Origin of the sequence: Streptosporangium sp. CA-115845, from assembly GCF_050943795.1 — a bacterium.
GTDB lineage: Bacteria > Actinomycetota > Actinomycetes > Streptosporangiales > Streptosporangiaceae > Streptosporangium.
The window spans coordinates 39,895-56,805 of record NZ_CP191988.1 but is presented as its reverse complement, the minus strand read 5'-3'; the positions used below and the strand labels follow the sequence as shown (position 1 = coordinate 56,805).

Genomic DNA, 16,911 nt, shown 5'->3' with positions numbered 1-16,911 from the left:
GCGAGCCTTGGCGGGGTTCCTCCAGAAGGTCGTCGCCGATGATCGGCGGGCGTGCCGGTCGGTGGCGGGATTCTGTCGGTGCAGGGGAGCACAATCGGCGGATGGAGAAGCCCAGGATTGTTTCGGCTGAGGAGTGGCGGCAGGCCCGCGACGAGTTACTCAAAGCCGAAAAGGAAGCCACCCGTGCTCAGGACGCGCTCGCCGCACGGCGTCGCCGCCTTCCAATGGTCAGGTTCGCCAACGACTACGCGTTCGACACGCCGACCGGTACGAAGACCCTGCTCGACCTGTTCGACGGGCGAGGACAGCTGGTCGTCTACCAGTTCATGGACAACGGGCCGGACCACTACTGCCCGGGCTGCACCGGGTTCACCAACAACGTCCCGGTGGCCGGGCTGGCCTGGCCGGCCGAGCTCGGGGTCACCTGGGTGACCGTGTCGAACATGCCACTCGCCCAGATCGAGGCGTACAAGGCGCGGATGGGCTGGACCCTGCCGTTCGTGTCCTCACACGGCACCTCGTTCGCCGACGACTGCGGCACCGGTCGTGGCTTCATGCTCAGTGTGTTCCTGCGCGACGGCGAAGACGTCTACCGGACCTACAACACCACCTCCCGCGGCGTGGACCGGCTTCTCTTCGCCAACAACATCCTCGACCTCACCCCGTACGGCCGGCAGCAGGACTGGGAGGACTCCCCGTCCGGCTGGCCGCAGCACCCCACCTACGGATAGGTGATCCACCGCGCGGACACGAATCGCTCGGCCTTGGTGATCCCGCCGAGACCGGACCGCACCGCCACGTCCGGCGTCCTCGCCCGCCTTGGCGATGAGATCGACGGCTCGAACGACGGTCCGCCGAACGGCGAGACAACCGAGAACGGCGCCCCCGGCGCCGGGCGATGAATCCTGATCATCGGAGCTGGACAGGCCGGGCCGTCACCGCACATCCGGGTGGACGATCAGTCGGGTGCCCGTGCGGACCGGGCGACGGCCGCCAACTGGGATCGGGAGGTGATACCCAGCTTGGGGAACGCCTTGTAGAGGTGATAGCCGACGGTCCGCGGGCTGAGGAAAAGCTGGGCGGCGATGTCGCGGTTGGAGGCACCGTTGGCCGCCAGCCGTACGATCTGGCGCTCCCTGGGGGTGAGCACGCTGAGCGGGTCGTCGGCCTTGCGCGGCGCCGCCGGAACGTCTCCGGTCGCGCGCAGCTCCGCCCGGGCGCGCTCGGCCCACGGCTCCGCGCCGAGCCGGTCGAAGATCTCCAGTGCGCCGCGCAGTTGCGACCGGGCATCCGCTCGCCGCCGTGCCCGTCGTAGCCGCTCGCCGTAGGCGAGTCGCGTCCTCGCCTGTTCGTACGGCTGACCGGCCGCCTCATGGCAGCGCACGGCATGCGCGAAGTGCGCCTCGTCCCCCTCCACGAGGGCACGGCAGCGCAGCGCGATCGCGTCGGGTGACGGCTGACGGACGTGCCGCGCCCAGGCCAGGTATCGGGCGAGTGGCTCCTTCGCCCGCTCCGGCCGACCGGCACGAACGGCCGCCTCGACCTGGTCGGCGGCGGAGAGGACGGCGATGCCCGTCAGCGAGATGGCCTCCAACTGCCGGAGGGCGGCGTCCGGTCGGCCCAGGCCGAGTTCGAGCAGGCCGAGTGCCCAGCGTCCGATGGCCGCGGCAAGGGCCTGTCCTTGGCCGTCGGCCCTCGCGACGCCCTCCTCCGCGGTCGCTCGACACCTCTCCACATCCCCTTGGTGGGCGAGCACCCATCCGAGAGAGCACATGAGGTGACTGACCCGGTGCTCATGGCCCAGGTCCACCGCCAGTCGCAACCCCGCGTCCAGAGCCGCCCTGGCCTCGCCGTATCGGCAGAGCCACCCCTGTGCGAGGCCATGATCCTGGAACGCGAAGGCGAGCCAGCCGATCATTCCGCTCTTCTGGCACTCCGCCAAGATCTGTCCAGTGATCTCCTCGTAGTGGACGGCACGGCCCAGCGGAAGGCACAGAGAGGCGGTGAAGGTCAGCCCGGGTACCCCCAGTCCGGCGAGCGCGTGTCCGTCGACCGCCTCGCCCATGAGCCTGGTCCCCTCTTCGATGTCACCGCTCAGCAGGCGGGTCAGCCCGAGCGCCCCGCTGACCAGTGGCGAGCCGGTCTCGGGAAGCGCCCGGAGGCTCGCGGCCGCCTCCTCGGCCAGCCGTGCGTCACCGGCGAACCAGGCGCAACGGACGGTCTCCACCAGTAGCCAGGTGGCCCACGCCGAGGAGCGAGCCGCCACCCGAGGAACGCCGTCCAGGATGATCCGGCCCGCTGCGAGCGGTGTGCCCAGCTCGAATTCGCGATGGGCACGCACCTGGATCAGCGCGGTGATCACGTCAGGGTCGTCCACATCGGACGTGACGCTGTCGGCGAGCGCGGCGGCGCGGCCCATCAGCCCGGCGTCACTCGCCGCCAACGAGGCGGCGGCCAGCCGTCCGGATCGTCGTACCGGATCGGCGGTCAGCTCGGCGGCTCGCTCGTAGGCGGCCGCGCTCGCGGCGTAGCCGCTGCGGGTACGTGCCCGTTCCGCCGCTTCCCCCAGCTCCCGTGCGACTCCCTCGTCAGATCCGAGCACGGCGGCGGCCAGGTGCCACGCCCGCCGGTCGGCCGCATCCACGGCGGCCGAGCCGGTGAGGGCGTCGGCGAGGGCCCGATGTACGGCAAGGCGCCGGGTGACCGGCGCGCTCTGGTAGGCGGCCGCCCTGATCAGGGGATGACGGAAGCCGATGGTCGTCCCCCTTATCTCGATCAGGCGACTCCGCTCGGCTGACTCAAGGCCCTGCAGGGAGGCACCCGCGGCCGCCACCGTCTCAAGCTCGCCGGAGCCGTCCGCCGCCGCGATCAGCAACGCGGTCCGCGCCGGCTCGGGAAGCGCGGCTATCTGTTTTTGGAACGCCTCCCGAACTCGATCGGCGACGGGCATCGCACCCACCGGCGACAGTCGTCCCGCCCGCTGTTCCGCGGTGAGCGCGGCAGGCAGTTCGACAAGCGCCAGGGGGTTGCCGTCCGATTCCTCGATGAGGCGTTCTCGCACCTGCGGTGGCAGGTCGGCGGGGAGCAGGGCGGCGGCGGCCGCACTGTCCAACCCACCCAGCCGGAGCTCGGGCAGCCCCGCGGCATGGAAACCCGCACGGGCGGCGAAGATCATAACGACACCTTCGGCCTCAAGGCGGCGGGCGGCGAACACCAGCGCGTCGATGGACGCCCGGTCGAACCACTGCGCGTCGTCGATGAGGCAGAGCAGCGCGCCATCCCCTGCGAGTTCGGCGAGAAGACTCAGCGTGGCCAGCCCGACCAGGAAGCGGTTTTCCGGCGCGATGTCGCCCAGGCCCAGGGCCCCGTTGAGTGCGGCGGCCTGCGCATCGGGCAGTGCGTGGATCCGGTCGAGCCCGGTGCGAAGGAGCAGATGAAGCGCGGCGAAGGGCAACTCGGCCTCGGATTCGATGCCGACACCGCGCAGCACTCGCATGCCTTCCGCTCGCGTGGCGGCATGGCGCAGCAGCGCCGACTTACCGATCCCCGCCTGCCCCCGAATGACAAGGGTCCCGCTCTGGCCGGCCCTGGCCTCCGCCAGGAGCCGTTCGATGTCCGTTTGTTCGCTGGATCGCCCGTACAACACGGTCAGGAACCTACCGTCACGATGACTGATTCGGGGTGGCGCGGACCTGCGTAACTTCGTGATCACACGCACGTCAGCACCACGAAGGGATCTTCGAAATGGTCACCACCGCCAGCACCGTCAGGACCGCCGACGCCAAGCTGCTTCGCTTCGCCCTCAGGCTGGACGCGATGGGCACGGGCGCCAACGGAGCCGCCTACGTCCTCGTCGCGGCGATCTTCGGCGAGCTGTTCGGCCTCCCCGCCGCCTTCCTCTACCCGATCGGCGCGTTCCTGGTCGCTTTCGCGGCCGCCGTGTACTTCCTCGCCTCGCGGCCGACGGTGAGCAAGGCCGCCGTGGGCGTCGTAATGGCCGTCAACATCGCCTGGGTGGCCGCGAGCGCGGAACTGCTCATCGCCGGCTGGTTCCCGCTGACCGGCCTGGGCACCGCGCTGGTGATCGCACAGGCGGTGGTGGTCGCCGGCTTCACCGGCCTGCAGTTCGCCGGTCTTCGCAAGACCGCGTGAACCCGCCGCGATCCAACGGAAGCCGGCTGATCCTTGACAGGATCCGGGCGCGCAGCGGCTTGAGCACATTCGCAAAATCATTGGACAACGCGTATACCCATGGCGATCGTTGGGGGTATGCGACAGGAGGAGATCTGGGACGTCGACGCCGCCCGACGCTATGACACGCCGGGCACCGGCATGTTCGCGCCCGAGGTCCTGGGGCCGACCGTGGACCGCCTCGCCGAACTCACAGGCGACGGACAGGCGCTTGAGTTCGCCATCGGAACCGGCCGGGTGGCCGTCCCGCTCACCGAGCGAGGGGTGCCCGTCACCGGCATCGAGCTGTCACTTCCGATGATCGACCAGCTGCGCACGAAAGTGGACGAAGCGACGATCCCAGTAATCGTCGGCGACATGGCGACTGCCGTCGCCCCGGGGAGATACACGCTCGTCTACCTCGTCTACAACACGATTTCGAACCTGCTCACCCAACCCGAGCAGGTCGCGTGCTTCCGCAATGCCGCCCGCCACCTCATACCCGGCGGCCGCTTCGTGATCGAGCTCTGGGTGCCTGAGCTGCGCAAGCTCCCACCGGGTCAGCAGGCCACGGTATGGCATTCCGAGCCCGGCTACATCGGCTTGGACACCTACGACGTACTGCGCCAGCACGTCGTGTCGCACCACTTCACGTTCGATGAGAGCAGGCAGGCTCAGCTGTCCCGCAGCCCGCACCGCTACATCTGGCCGGCCGAGCTCGACCTGATGGCTCAGTTGGCCGGGTTCGAGCTGGAGAGCAGGCATGCGGACTGGGCCGGGGCCGACTTCACCGCCGAGTCGCGTTCCCACGTGTCCGTCTACCGCATCCCACCTGATCACTAGCCTCGTCCGAGTACGAAACGGAGAGAACATGAGTCAGCCCAAAGCCGAAGCGTTCGCTGGCTCTCTCCACCCCGAGCCGTTCGATCGCGGCTGTTCCGACTGCCCGGCTGCGCAAAAAATCTTGATGTGAACCTGTAGTAGAGGGCCCTGCCTGTTCGTCATCCATGACCACCGCCGATTTCGCGACAGGAGAAGCCCGATGAAGTACCTGATGCTGGTGTGCACCGACCCGGGCTACTCGCCCGGCCAGGACGACAGCGCCCCGGATGTGGAGCACTGGGTCAAGGAGATGGACGACAAGGGGATCCGGCTGATGGGCAACCGCACCCGGCCGGCGAGCGACGCGACCACGGTTCGCGTCCGCAACGGTGAGGTGCTGCTGACCGACGGCCCGTACGCGGAGGCCAAGGACCAGATAGCCGGCTTCGACATCCTCGACTGCGCCGACCTCGACGAGGCCGGCCGCAGGCAGGAGGCGACCGACGGCTACCGCGTGGCGCTCGACCTCGCACCCACCGACGCCGAGCGTCGTTTCCTGCGCGACCGGCTGCGGCTTCGCTGACGGCATGCTCGGCTCCCCGCATCGCCCGCCGGGGAATCGAGTCCGGTCAGAGGCCGGACCGCCACCGCCGGGTCGTCGAGCCTGGGAGTACGACCAGGCCACGGGAACCGGAGCGCCGTCCTCGTTCGTCACTACCCATGTCGACTACACCCATCAAAGGGAGCCTCATGCGCAGCGCGCTCTTCGGGAACCTGGACTCCCAGCAGGTTCCCGCCAACTTCGCCCTGCAGAACTCCAAGATGCTTCGCGTCCGGCTACCGCAGGAGGTGCTCGCCAGGCAGGGCTCGATGGTCGCCTTCCAGGGCCAGATGGAGTTCGACTACGAGGGATCGGGCGGGGTCGGGAAACTGTTCAAGAGGATGGTGACCGGCGAGGGCGCCCCGCTGATGCGCGTCAGGGGGCAGGGCCTGCTGTTCCTGGCCGACAACGCCGACGACATCCACCTGTTCTATCTGGAGAACGAAGCTCTCACCGTCAACGGCCGCAACCTGCTGGCCTTCGATCCCCAGCTCACCTGGGACATCCAGCGCGTGCAGGGCGCGGGGATCGCCGCGGGCGGCCTGTTCAACATGACGATCAAGGGCACCGGCTGGGTCGCGGTCACCGCGCACGGCACGCCGGTGCTCCTCGACACCTCCCAGATGCCGACCTTCGCCGACGGTCAGTCGGCGGTCTGCTGGAGTGCCGGCCTACACGTGGGCGTCAACCGAACCATGAAAGTCGGCGCGCTGATCGGCCGTGGCAGTGGCGAGGCCATGCAACTCGCCTTCCAGGGCCAGGGTTTCGTCCTCGTCCAGGCCAGCGAGGGCCCGCCGGTGGTGCAGGCACAGTAGGCCCGGCATTTCTTGATGTTCGGGAGCGACCTCTCCCACCGTGGGCCCCTGAGCGTCGTGGAGTGTTCGTTACTCCCGGTCAGGCCGTGGTGATGCAGAACAGGTGGCCTTTTTCGGCTCGATGGCCGCAGACAGATCCGTACGGAGCGCGTACGGCACAAAGACGCCCAGCACGACGACGGCGAGCCCCGTGGCCAGGACGAACACCACCCGTACCCCCCACAGCTCCGCCGCGATTCCGGCCAGCGCCGCGCTGGCGGGAATCACGCCCCAGCTGAGCACCCGAGACGCGGCGTAGATACGCCCCAGCAACTCCGGCGGCGACAGGTTCTGCCGGATCGTGGCCACCAGGATGCGCCAGATGCTCGACCCGGCCCCAGCGATCACTGCCCCTGCGACCACAGTCCACACCGGCCCGTCCAGCGCCACAGGCGCCACCAGCAGAACGGTTCCGGCGGCGTCGGCGATCAGCAGCCTGGTCACCCCGAACCGGCGCCGCAACGGCTCCACCACCGCCGCCGCGAGCAACCCGCCCACGGCCATCGCCGTCAGCACCAGGCCGTACTGGGCCGCGGTGAGATCAAGCGGGCCGGGGCTGACGGCGTACACGACGAGCAGGGCCGTCGCGACTGCCCAGGGGATGTTCATCACGGCGGTGAAGAGGGTCAGCGTTCGCACCACCGGCTGCCGCCACAGGTACCGGAAGCCGGCGACCACGCCGCCGCCCCCCGAGGTTCGGGCCTCGGCGGGCGCCCGGCGCAGGGCCATCATGGCGATGCCCGCGACGGCCAGCACGTAGAGGGCCGCGCTCGTACCGGTGGCCAGGGCGAGGGTGAGGCCTGCCAGCAGGCCCGCGAGCGGTGGGCCGGCGAGTTGGTTGGTGACGTTGATGGTCGCCTCGATGCGTGCGTTGGCTCTGTTGCGACCGGCGGGCTCGACGACCATGGGGATGGTCGAGGTCAGCGCGGTGTCGACCAGCGTCTCGGCCACGCCGAGCAGCACCGCCCCGGCGAGGAGCAGCGGCAGCGACAGGGTGCCGGTGAGGTGACTGATGGTGAGGCCGGACAGCACCAGCGCGCGGACCAGGTTGACGCCGCTCAGCAGCATCCGGCGGTCGACCCGGTCGACGATCCAGCCGGCGTGCAGGCCGAAGACCGGCCATGCCAGGGTGAGCGCCGCCGTCACGGCCGCCACTCCGCCGGGTGAGGCGCCGGCGGCGATGGCGAGCAGTGGCAGGACGAACAGCGCCATGCCGTCGCCGAGGTTCGCGGCACCGGTGCCGAACCACAGCGCGTTGAACGGCCGACCTAGCGACAGGGGGAGGAGGCGCATTCGTTTCTTACCTTTCAAATACGTTTGATCGGTCATAGCGTGGCCCGCGCTGCCTGACCTGTCAACGTGGTTTGATCGGTGAGATACTCGATGCCGTGACTGCCATCGAACTGGTTGGGAACGCGCTGTGCCTGGACTTCGCCAACACGGTCAACGCTCGTCCGGTGGCTCGGCGAGACTGGCTGGGTACCCCCGAGGAGGCTGTGACCTGGGCCGCGGCGACGGGGCATCCGATCGAGGAACCGGACGGGCTCGCAGCGACCCTGCCGGATGCCCGCGAGCTGCGTGAGGCGGTGTTCCGGGTGTTTCAGCCGCTTGCGCAGGGGGGCCTGGCGCCGCAGCCGGATCTTGATGTCGTCGTCGCGCTGCACGGTGACGGCATTGCCCATGGCCGGCTGGAGGAGGCCGGCGGGAACTTCCGGCTCTCGTGGGGTGGGCCGCGTACGGTGCGAATCCTGCTCTGGGAGGTCGCGGCTTCGGCGGTCGAACTGCTCACCCACGGGCCACTGGATCGGCTCGGTGAGTGTCCGTCGTGCTGCTGGTTGTTCCTGGACGTCAGCAAGAATCGTCGCCGCCGGTGGTGCAGCATGACCACCTGCGGCAGCCGCGACAAGTCTCGGCGCTACTACGCGGGGCGCTCCTCCTGAGGGCCTCGGTCGGACGGGGCTCGAAACGTCGTTCAGAAACCGTCTTCAGTTCACTCTGGTTGAAATGGCTGACGCCGGCCGCGGCTCTACCGGCGACGTGATCTGCGCGATCAGCGGGCTGTACCCGGCGGCGTGTCCGGCCCCGGCGAGGAGCAGCAGCGGTATGGATCCGACCGGGTGCCACTGATCACGGCAGCGGAGCACCAGCAGGGCCGCCCCGGCCGGGAAAACGACCAAGCGCCCGATCATGTCTTGAGCGACCGTGGTTCCGTTTCGTCACGCGCCCCGTTTCCACTCGATACGGGCTCACCAGGGGAGCTGGATCGCGTTCTTCACGTGGTCCAGCGGACTCTCCCCGGAGGAGGTCTCCGCTGAGTGGTCGCGGTTGCTCTCCACAAGCGCCTGGTTGAGTTCCACCCACGGTCGCATGCGCTCCTCATAGGCGGCGAACGCGGCCTCGTGACCCGACCGGGCCAGTTCGGCGGCCAGGACGTACGCGCCGACCAGTGCCAGGCTCGTACCCTGGCCCGACAGGGGTGAGGCGCAGTAGCCGGCGTCGCCGAGCAGCGTCACCCGACCGGCCGACCAGCGCTCCACCCGGACCTGGGCCATGGAGTCGAAATAGAAGTCGGGCGCGTCCCACATCGCCTTGAGCAGCCGGGGCACCTCCCAGCGCGCGTCCGTGTAACGCTCGGCGACCAGCCGCTTCTGCGCCTCGACATCACGGTGGTCGTACGTGACGGGCTCCTCGGCGTGGAAGCCGAGGTTGACGCGGAGTTCGGTGTTGTCGCGCACCGGGTAGATCGCGCCGCCCGTGTTCCCGTCGTTGAACCAGGTCTGCCAGTTCTCCAGGCCGAGGTAGTTCTCCATGGAGAAGATCGACAGGTACGTCCCGAGGTGGTGAACGAACTCCCGCTCGGGACCGAACGCCAGGCGGCGGACATTGGAGTGCAGGCCGTCCGCGCCGACCACGAGGTCGAAGGAGCGTGCGTCCGCCCGCTCGAAGGTGACCCGCACGCCACGCTCGTCCTGGGTGAGCGAGGTGATCGAGTCGCCGAACAGGTACTCGACGTCGTCCTTCGTTCTGTCGTGGATCAGGAGGCTCAGGTCCTCGCGGAGCAACTCGACGTCGTCGCTGTCGAGGCGGCCGCTGGACAGCGCCATCTCTGTGGAGCGCCACAGCTCGTTGCCGTCGCCGTCGAGCATGGACATGCCGTTCATGCGGGTACGGCAGCGCCGTACATCGGAGAGGATCCCCATGCGCTCGGCGACGGTGAGCGCGGTGCCGCGCACGTCGATCGCCTGGCCGCCGGGGCGGAGTGCGGGAGCGCTCTCGACCACGGTGACGGTGAAGCCGTGTCGGCTCAGGAAGTAGGCCAGGGCGGGACCGGCGACGCTCGCGCCGGAGATCAGTACAGAAGTCATGGTTCCTTGGTATCCCCGGCAGTGCCCAAACGCCCAACTGTGCTAGAACAGATGCAGTCCCGGCCGTCATATCTGTTCTAGGACAAACTATCGTGGAAGCTCCCTACCAGCGCATCGCCGCCGACCTCCGGCGTCGCATCCAGGCGGGTGAGCTCGCCCCCGGCGACAAGACGCCGTCCACCCGCGCGATCGCGCGCGACTTCGGAGTCGCCCTGGCCACGGCGGTGCGGGCGCTCGCCGTCCTCAAGGAGGAAGGACTGGTGGAGGGCAGGCCCCGGTCGGGAACGGTGGTGGCGGCCACTCTGAGCAGGCCGCGGCGACATCCCGATGCGGTGGAGTTGACACGGGAGCGGATCGTGCGCGAGGGGATCGCGATCGCCGACGCGGAAGGGCTCGGCACCGTGACCGTTCGCGCCGTGGCCGCGCGTCTCGGCGTCTCGGCCGCGGCGATCTACCGGCATGTGCGCGGCCGTGACGACCTGGTACGGACCATGGCGGACCTCGCTTACGGCGCGGAACGCTACCCGGACACGACGCTCGACCGGCGGGACCGGCTGGAGATGGTCACCCGCACGTTGTGGCGGATCTACCGGCGACATCCCTGGTTGCCCCACCTCACCCCGCTGGGGCGTCCGCTGCCACTGCCCGGCATCGTCAGGCACGGCGAGCAACTGTTGCTCGCGCTCGACGGGCTCGATCTCGATCCGGCGACCGTGATGACCATCGAGATCCTGCTCTACGCATACGCGCAGGGGCTCGCCGTGCATGTCGAGCGGGAAACTCAGGCGATGTCGGCCACGGGCTTGTCCAACGAGCAGTGGCTCGATACCCAGGGCGGCACGATGAACGCCGTGGTCGCCGCCGGACGGGCGCCGTTTCTCGCCAAGCTGATCGGTGAACTCGGCGCGGACGGTTACGACTTCGACCTCGACAGGCTCTTCGAGTTCGGGCTCCAGACGCTCCTCGACGGCCTCGGTATCGGAAAGATCTCGCGAGGCGGGAGGCTTCCGTCTCCGCTCTCCGGTTCCCCGGAGACGGCCTGATGACCACCGAAGACATCGGTGCGTTCCTCAAGGCAGGTAGATGACGCCGGCCACGATCACCTGCGCCCGTATGATCCGGTCAGCCGAAGCATGACGGACCCCGGCCAGGTGAGGTGGGCAACGTGCGGGTGAGGTTGCGAAAGCTGTATGCGGGCGAGCGAGAGTTCGTATGGACGGGCCGGATCCACCACGTGGCCGGTGAGCGTGACTGTCACAGGTGTATTCGCTTGCGGGTTTGGGGTGCCGGGAAGAACAGCCGTGTGCTCCAGGCGGATCTGTTGTCAAAGGCGGTCTTGCCGTGGGGCTGTGCGACTGATTGCGCCTATCCGACCCTCAAGGACGTGCGGAGGGTCATCGACTACGCCCTGACACATGGCTGGGATCCTGACCTCGTGGGCGGGGCCTTCTTCCTGAGCGAGAGCGAGCACGCTTCTGAGTTCGAACTGGCTGACTTTCTCCTCACCGATCGCCTTCGGGACGATGGGGCACCAGATCCAACCGTGCGAGTGCTCCGGGCCTTCGATGAACGCGGAACCGCCGGGGTCGGATCGTTGAAGCCCTCGTCCGATGGCCGGACCGCTCCGGCGCCATAGCCCTACCACCACGGGTCCGCGCTCGGGCGGCTACCTGGTGCTCCGACCTCTGAACAGTGCGGAGTGAGCACCCGGAGAAGAGGGCACCGACCGCACAGTCCGGGCCGCCCGGTAACACGGAACATTCGGAAAGACCCGTCTAGGACCAGACAGGCTCTCCGCGGTGCGTCGTCGTCGACAGCACCTGGCAGCCCATGCGGTGGACGGCATCGAACAGGGTGACGCGTGCCCGCCCTTCGTCCTCAGCCGGGAAGGCGACCCGGATCTGGTGACCGTAGGCCGTCTCGTAGGTCAGCGACCAGCCGAGGTCCGTGGCTGCGAAATGGTCTTGTCGACAGTCGTCTCCATCATCGGTCGCGCCCCGATCGGCCGTAGGCGCGAGCGCATCGCGGAGAATCCGCAACCGCTCAAGGTAGGGCAACTCGCCTTCGGACAGCTTGATGTAGACGTGTTCGCGCTCGCGAAACGGCTCGAACCACGGCGATGCCTCGACCGCGTCGGGCAATATCGTCGTGGTGATCCGTCCGCTCAACCAGCCGTGGAGGAACTCCACCGCGCCGACGTCATGTGCGTCGTAGCAGACGTTGCGCGAGTTCCAGACCACGACCCTCCAGCCGTCCGGCTCTCCGTCGGTCAGCCAGCAGAGCGAGTCACCGTTGTCGGTGCCGGCCCACTCCAGCAGCCCACCGGGTTCCGGATAGAACGGGTACGGGCATTCGTCGGGATATCTCTCACGGAAGGACCGCTCTCTGTCCAGCAGCCACTGTGCGTGCTGGACCAGCAGGCCGTGAGCGCCGAACGGAGTCAGCGGCGTGATGAAGTCAACGAACTGGCCGTACCCATATTGCTCGATGAGCGTCTTGAAGTCAGCGGGCAGCTCCAGCCCGAGGACGGCCTCGACCTCACTCCAGTCGCCGTGCGCATCGACCGGTTCCGCAGGCCGCGCCACAAGGCGGATCAATTCCTCCATCGCCGTCATGGCTCGTCAGTGTAGTGAGCCGACGATCAGGCTTCTCGCCCCTGCCGACCGAGGATCCACTTGCCGCGAGTTCGGACCGCGGCGGATACCTCGCCGGTGCTGCGTTCCTCACCGGAGGTCGAGTAACGGTCCGACGATCATGCCCGTAGGTCTTGCTCGGTCAACTGCTTGGCTAGGTGCCCGACAGAAAACCGGTGCAGTATCCCCAAGGCGGCGGGATACGATTTGGCGCTCGTACGGAGCCGCTGTACGTTCGCCCGGACGTAGGCGGCCCGGCCCATCGGAGTGAAAATCGTGACGCGGCGAGTTCGACAGGCGGTTCCGCTGGACGCTGCGCCCCTTGGCATGATCCAGGCCGCGTCATGGCAGGCGGCCTTCCACGGACTCATGCCCGGGGAGTACCTGGCGAACCTGGATACCGAGGCCTTCCAGAAAACGTGGGCGGACATCCTCGCCGAATCTCAGTGGCCCTCGTCAGGCGCGCTGGTGGCCGAGGAGACCGACAGGGTCGTGGGCTACTCACGCTTCTATCCCACCGATGACGCCGATGACGACCCGACGGCCGTAGGCATGATCGGATCGATCTACACGCTGCCCGAGGTCTGGGGCACGGGGGTCGGCAAGGCGCTGATGGCGGAAGTCGTCGACAATTTGGCCCGAGCCGGCTATGCCGAGGCCACCCTGTGGGTGCTCGAAGGCAATGACAGGGCCCAGGACTTTTATCGAGGGCAGGGCTGGAGTAAGGACGGTGGCATGGTCGAGGACCGAAGTGACGGGTTCCTCATCACCAAGGTCCGCTACCGTCGTCCGCTGTCAATCTGATCGACCTCGGACCTCTTTGACCGCACGAAGAAGCCATCGGGCCGCAACGGGCACGTGAGATCGAGAAGGCCGAACAACGATCAAGGCCCATTTGATCTCCTGCGCTGAGCGCGGCGAAGCGGGGCTGACCCTGGTAGTGAGCTCTGCCGCCGATGCGTTTGGCCTTGGTCACCTGCCTGACCTTTCGCGCCCGGCACTGCTCGGCCTGGCCGTCGCGACTGTGCCGCCGGGCGGGCGAGCCGACCGCAGGCGAACGGGGTCACGACCACACCCTCGTGGAAACGTCGACGGTTCGGCCGCCAGGGGCTGACCGTCGGGTGTCGCGGGTTGCGGGCGGGCGTACCAGGCGCGGGCGCGGTGTCAGTCGTCGATCGTCTGGTAGAGCATGGTCCAGAAGTCGCGGACAACCTGCGGCGCTCATGCTCCGGCTCCACTTCCCCGCCCTGTCCCCGGCGACCGGCAGGATCGCCGACCGCCAGGGTGCGGGAGTCGGTGTGGACTGCCTGGCCGGCTCGGTCTCGTCAGCCCGCGGCCTTCCCGCCGCAGAACACCTCCTTGAGGAGCTTGTCCAGCGCCTTCGGGAACACCTGCGCCGGGTCGATTGCGGCGTCCCCGGTGGTGATCGAGGCGGCCATGGTCTTCTTGCCGTCGGGCGTGCTGTAGATCAGCGCCCCGTAGCCATTGTTGCTGCCGTTGTGGTTGAAGACGGTGCCGACGCAGCCCGGGCCCAGGTCCTGCACATACAGCCCGAGGCCGTAGCCGCCGAAGAGGCCGCTGCTCTTGGGGTGCGGCTTGCGCATCTCGGCCAGCAGCGGGGCCGGCAGGAGCTTGCCGCCCTGCAGCGCGGAGAAGAACGTCTGGAGATCCTCGGTGGTCGAGATCATCTCACCGGCGGCGGAGATCCAGGAGGGGTTCTGGCGGGTGACGTCGATCGTCTTCCACTGGCCGGCGTCCTCATACCGGTAGTAGGCGTGGGCGTGTGGCCTGGGCATCTCCGGCGAGGTGCCCGGCACCACGGTGCGCCGCATCTTGAGCGGCCCCAGGATCCGCCGCTTCATCTCCGTGGCGTAGGAGTGGCCGGTGACCTTCTCGATCAGCAGCTTGGCCAGCACGTAGTTGGTGTTGGCGTAGCTCCAGTTCGTCCCCGGCGCGAACTTCGCCGGCTTGGACAACGCCAGCCGTACCAACTCCTCGTCCTGGTAGGTGTGGAACCGCTTGTCCACCCACTCCTGGCCCGCCCAGGGGATCCCCGGCACGATCGTCCCGTCGTCGTAGTACTCGCCGGTGAAGTTGAACAACCCGCTGGTGTGCTGCAGCAGCATCCGCACCGTGATCCGCCGGTCCAGCTTGAACGTGGGCAGGTAGTCGGCCACCGGGGCGTCCAGCCCGATCTCTCCGTCGGCCACCAGTTGCAGCACCAGGGTCGCGGTGAAGGTCTTGGTAGTGCTGCCGATCCGGAAGTGACCGTTGGTCGGCGGTTTGGCGCTCTGGCCCAGCTTGCGCACCCCGGCGCTGCCGACCCACTCGCCCCGCTGATCGTTCACGCGCATCTGCACCCCGGCGTAACCGGCGTCGACGAACTCCTGGATGGCCTCCTGCAGCTCCGGGCGGTCCTGCCCGGCAGCGGCCTTCGGCACGGCCACACCTGCGGTGGCCACCGCAGGTGTGGCCGTGCCGGCCAGCAGCGTGGCCGCCAGCGCCGTGACCGCCATTCGCCGGGAGGCCCGCGGCATCCAGGCCCTGGTGTTCTCGGTGATGTGGGGGGATTCACCCATGGCCGCTCCTCATTTCGCGATAGTACGTATTTGGCTCAGCTCGAAAGCTACGTTGCATTCGAAATTCAGTCAATCAACAGAAACGTATTTTCCAAGGTATATGACGTTAAATTGATGCAATGACGCTGGCCTCGAATGCAATTCCGAGTTGCAATGAGTGGTGGCGAAGGCAATACTGGCGGCATGCCAGGAGGACGATTGACCCAGCAGGAGCGCGAGCGCATCGCGGCCGGACTCGCCGACGGGCTCTCCTACGCCGAGATCGCCAGGCGGCTCGACCGGCCGACCTCGACGATCACCCGGGAGATCGGACGCAACGGCGGACCCGGCGGCTACCGGCCCCAGCAGGCGCACCAGGCGACGATCCAGCGGGCTCGGCGCGGCACGCCGGCACCCCCGCGCGCGGGCGGACCGCCGGGCGGCACGATGGAAGAGGAGCTCGTTGAGGTGGCGGTCAGGACGGGGCTGCCGAGGATGAGCGCGCGCGTGCACTTCGACCTGTTGCTGTCCGAGGACGGCAGGCGCACCGCGGCCGAGCTGACCCACAGGCTGAAGATCAGCCCGGCCTCCGTCTCCGTCGCCGTGAACTTCCTGGTCGAGCAGGGGTTCGTCCGGCGCGAGCGCGATCCACAGCGGCGTCGCGACATCTACGTGGTCGACGACGACGCCTGGTACCACTCGATCGTGACCGGCAGGCGGCAGACGCTCGATACGGTGCGGGCCACGATGGCGGCGGCCGAGACCTACGGGCTCGACAGCCCCGTGGGGCAACGGCTGGCCAAAACAGCGGCGTTCCTGGAACGGGTCAGCCTGGACATGATCGAGTCGGCCGACCGCTGGCGCGCCCTCCTGACGTGATGAGTCTCAGCCGAACCACCTGAGGAGCCGACTGACCGGTTCCTGCCGATCGTCACCGCCCGACGCCGCTTCCCATACCCCACAAGCCCGGCGGTCGCGCGGGATCGGCCCCCAGGCCGCACGCGCAGCGCGATAACGGCTGGTTGCCATGCGACACCACGCGGAGATCATCAGCAACCCACCGGACTCCGTCCAAGAACAAGATGGTGATTGTGGCTTTTGGGCTTACCTTGGCTGAACCACTGGGCGTGTCGACGAGACCCGGGGAGCATGTTTCTCCTCCTGGTCGGAGGGGACGCTGCGACCCGGCCTCGGCGTCGCCGCGGCCGGGACGTCCACACCTCGCTCACCGGTGAGCGGAACTGGCCGCCTCAGCGGTCGAGAAGTGGTGGAACGGGGCTCTGGCACGGAGAGTTGCCCGCCTGAGCAGCCACTGCTCGACCGCCGCGCTCATCTTCCCGCCCACCTCCAGCGCCGCCGCCTTGGCGGCGACCGGGTTGGTGCCCGAGGCAATCACTGTGCGGACGGGCTTCTTGACGGCCACATCCAGGGGCGTTGTCACCCGGATAGTCACTCGGCGAGGCGGTGGCGGCAGCCTGGAGACGCGTCCGAGGTCGGAAACGTGCGGGATCTCAGCTGTCTAGCGTTGCTTGAGGCGGAGTGCTGCTTTGCGGACCTCGACCTGGAGGGACTGCTCGCGCTCCAGCCACTCCGGGTTCTCCGCTTTCAGCGCATCGATCTCAGCGGTGGTGAGCGGTCCGGTGATCCCGCCTCTGATCAGGCCGGCAATGGAGACCCTGAGCTTCGCGGCGATGACCTGCTTGGTGTGCGGGCCGTTGCGGCGCAGGTCAGCGAGCCAGGCGGGTGGCGTCGCCTGCAACTCGTTCAGCTCGTCCCTGGAGACGACACTCGCCTGGAACTCGGCGGGAGTGGCCGAGAGGGGGACACCCAGCTTCTTGGCCGCGGTCGCGGGCTTCATTGTCTGGATGGTCTTCGGTTTGGGCGAGGTCATGGCGTCAAGAGTAGTCA

At 68.2% G+C, this 16,911-nt stretch carries 16 protein-coding genes; 9 read left to right on the top strand and 7 right to left on the bottom strand.

Going from position 1 to position 16,911, the window contains the following annotated elements; genetic code table 11:
• The first annotated feature begins 101 nt into the window (after positions 1-101).
• The gene (locus tag ACQP0P_RS02000) at positions 102-731 is read left to right on the top strand and encodes a DUF899 domain-containing protein (protein ID WP_433370091.1); all 630 of its coding nucleotides are present in this window, start codon (positions 102-104) and stop codon (positions 729-731) included.
• A 227-nt stretch (positions 732-958) separates the two neighbouring features.
• Here ACQP0P_RS02000 and ACQP0P_RS01995 read toward each other — a convergent pair whose 3' ends face one another.
• Positions 959-3,646 carry an AAA family ATPase gene (locus ACQP0P_RS01995; RefSeq protein ID WP_433370088.1) on the bottom strand — a complete coding sequence of 896 codons (2,688 nt, stop codon included), beginning with the start codon at positions 3,644-3,646 and terminating at the stop codon, positions 959-961.
• A gap of 98 nt (positions 3,647-3,744) precedes the next feature.
• Between ACQP0P_RS01995 and ACQP0P_RS01990 the strand changes: the two genes are divergently transcribed.
• The 4 genes from ACQP0P_RS01990 to ACQP0P_RS01975 all read left to right on the top strand — a co-directional run bounded on the left by ACQP0P_RS01990 (position 3,745) and on the right by ACQP0P_RS01975 (position 6,408).
• Positions 3,745-4,152 (top strand): hypothetical protein, encoded by a 408-nt coding sequence (locus ACQP0P_RS01990; RefSeq protein ID WP_433370086.1) that lies wholly within the window; start codon positions 3,745-3,747, stop codon positions 4,150-4,152.
• A 117-nt stretch (positions 4,153-4,269) separates the two neighbouring features.
• Positions 4,270-5,013 carry a class I SAM-dependent methyltransferase gene (locus ACQP0P_RS01985; protein WP_433370083.1) on the top strand — a complete coding sequence of 248 codons (744 nt, stop codon included), beginning with the start codon at positions 4,270-4,272 and terminating at the stop codon, positions 5,011-5,013.
• Between the two features lie 199 nt (positions 5,014-5,212).
• Positions 5,213-5,575, top strand: a complete 363-nt coding sequence (locus ACQP0P_RS01980; RefSeq protein WP_433370080.1) for a YciI family protein — start codon at positions 5,213-5,215, stop codon at positions 5,573-5,575.
• A gap of 167 nt (positions 5,576-5,742) precedes the next feature.
• Entirely contained in the window at positions 5,743-6,408 is a 666-nt protein-coding gene (locus ACQP0P_RS01975) for an AIM24 family protein (protein WP_433370078.1), read from the top strand.
• A 69-nt stretch (positions 6,409-6,477) separates the two neighbouring features.
• Here the strand turns inward: ACQP0P_RS01975 and ACQP0P_RS01970 are convergent, their stop codons facing one another.
• Positions 6,478-7,740 carry an MFS transporter gene (locus tag ACQP0P_RS01970; protein ID WP_433370075.1) on the bottom strand — a complete coding sequence of 421 codons (1,263 nt, stop codon included), beginning with the start codon at positions 7,738-7,740 and terminating at the stop codon, positions 6,478-6,480.
• A 95-nt stretch (positions 7,741-7,835) separates the two neighbouring features.
• Between ACQP0P_RS01970 and ACQP0P_RS01965 the strand changes: the two genes are divergently transcribed.
• Positions 7,836-8,387, top strand: a complete 552-nt coding sequence (locus tag ACQP0P_RS01965) for a CGNR zinc finger domain-containing protein (protein ID WP_433370072.1) — start codon at positions 7,836-7,838, stop codon at positions 8,385-8,387.
• A 306-nt stretch (positions 8,388-8,693) separates the two neighbouring features.
• On the opposite strand, the gene ACQP0P_RS01960 is transcribed toward ACQP0P_RS01965, so the two are convergent.
• The gene (locus ACQP0P_RS01960) at positions 8,694-9,812 is read right to left on the bottom strand and encodes an FAD-dependent monooxygenase (RefSeq protein ID WP_433370069.1); all 1,119 of its coding nucleotides are present in this window, start codon (positions 9,810-9,812) and stop codon (positions 8,694-8,696) included.
• A gap of 92 nt (positions 9,813-9,904) precedes the next feature.
• Here ACQP0P_RS01960 and ACQP0P_RS01955 point away from each other — a divergent pair, with 92 nt between their 5' ends.
• Entirely contained in the window at positions 9,905-10,855 is a 951-nt protein-coding gene (locus ACQP0P_RS01955) for a GntR family transcriptional regulator (RefSeq protein ID WP_433370066.1), read from the top strand.
• A 732-nt stretch (positions 10,856-11,587) separates the two neighbouring features.
• On the opposite strand, the gene ACQP0P_RS01950 is transcribed toward ACQP0P_RS01955, so the two are convergent.
• Complete coding sequence (locus ACQP0P_RS01950; RefSeq protein ID WP_433370063.1) at positions 11,588-12,427, bottom strand: SMI1/KNR4 family protein; 840 nt, start codon at positions 12,425-12,427, stop codon at positions 11,588-11,590.
• 294 nt (positions 12,428-12,721) lie between these two features.
• On the opposite strand from ACQP0P_RS01950, the gene ACQP0P_RS01945 reads away from it, so the two are divergent.
• A complete protein-coding gene (locus ACQP0P_RS01945; protein ID WP_433370060.1) occupies positions 12,722-13,249 on the top strand; it encodes an N-acetyltransferase family protein in 528 nt (175 codons plus the stop codon).
• A 521-nt stretch (positions 13,250-13,770) separates the two neighbouring features.
• On the opposite strand, the gene ACQP0P_RS01940 is transcribed toward ACQP0P_RS01945, so the two are convergent.
• Positions 13,771-15,024, bottom strand: a complete 1,254-nt coding sequence (locus ACQP0P_RS01940) for a serine hydrolase domain-containing protein (protein WP_433370057.1) — start codon at positions 15,022-15,024, stop codon at positions 13,771-13,773.
• A gap of 198 nt (positions 15,025-15,222) precedes the next feature.
• On the opposite strand from ACQP0P_RS01940, the gene ACQP0P_RS01935 reads away from it, so the two are divergent.
• Positions 15,223-15,882 (top strand): helix-turn-helix domain-containing protein, encoded by a 660-nt coding sequence (locus tag ACQP0P_RS01935; protein ID WP_433370054.1) that lies wholly within the window; start codon positions 15,223-15,225, stop codon positions 15,880-15,882.
• A gap of 346 nt (positions 15,883-16,228) precedes the next feature.
• On the opposite strand, the gene ACQP0P_RS01930 is transcribed toward ACQP0P_RS01935, so the two are convergent.
• On the bottom strand, positions 16,229-16,444 hold the full coding sequence (locus ACQP0P_RS01930) for a hypothetical protein (RefSeq protein WP_433370051.1): 216 nt from the start codon (positions 16,442-16,444) through the stop codon (positions 16,229-16,231).
• Positions 16,445-16,522: 78 nt separating this feature from the next.
• Positions 16,523-16,894, bottom strand: coding sequence for a DUF5997 family protein (locus tag ACQP0P_RS01925; protein WP_433370048.1), 372 nt, complete (start codon positions 16,892-16,894; stop codon positions 16,523-16,525).
• Between the last annotated feature and the right edge of the window lie 17 nt (positions 16,895-16,911).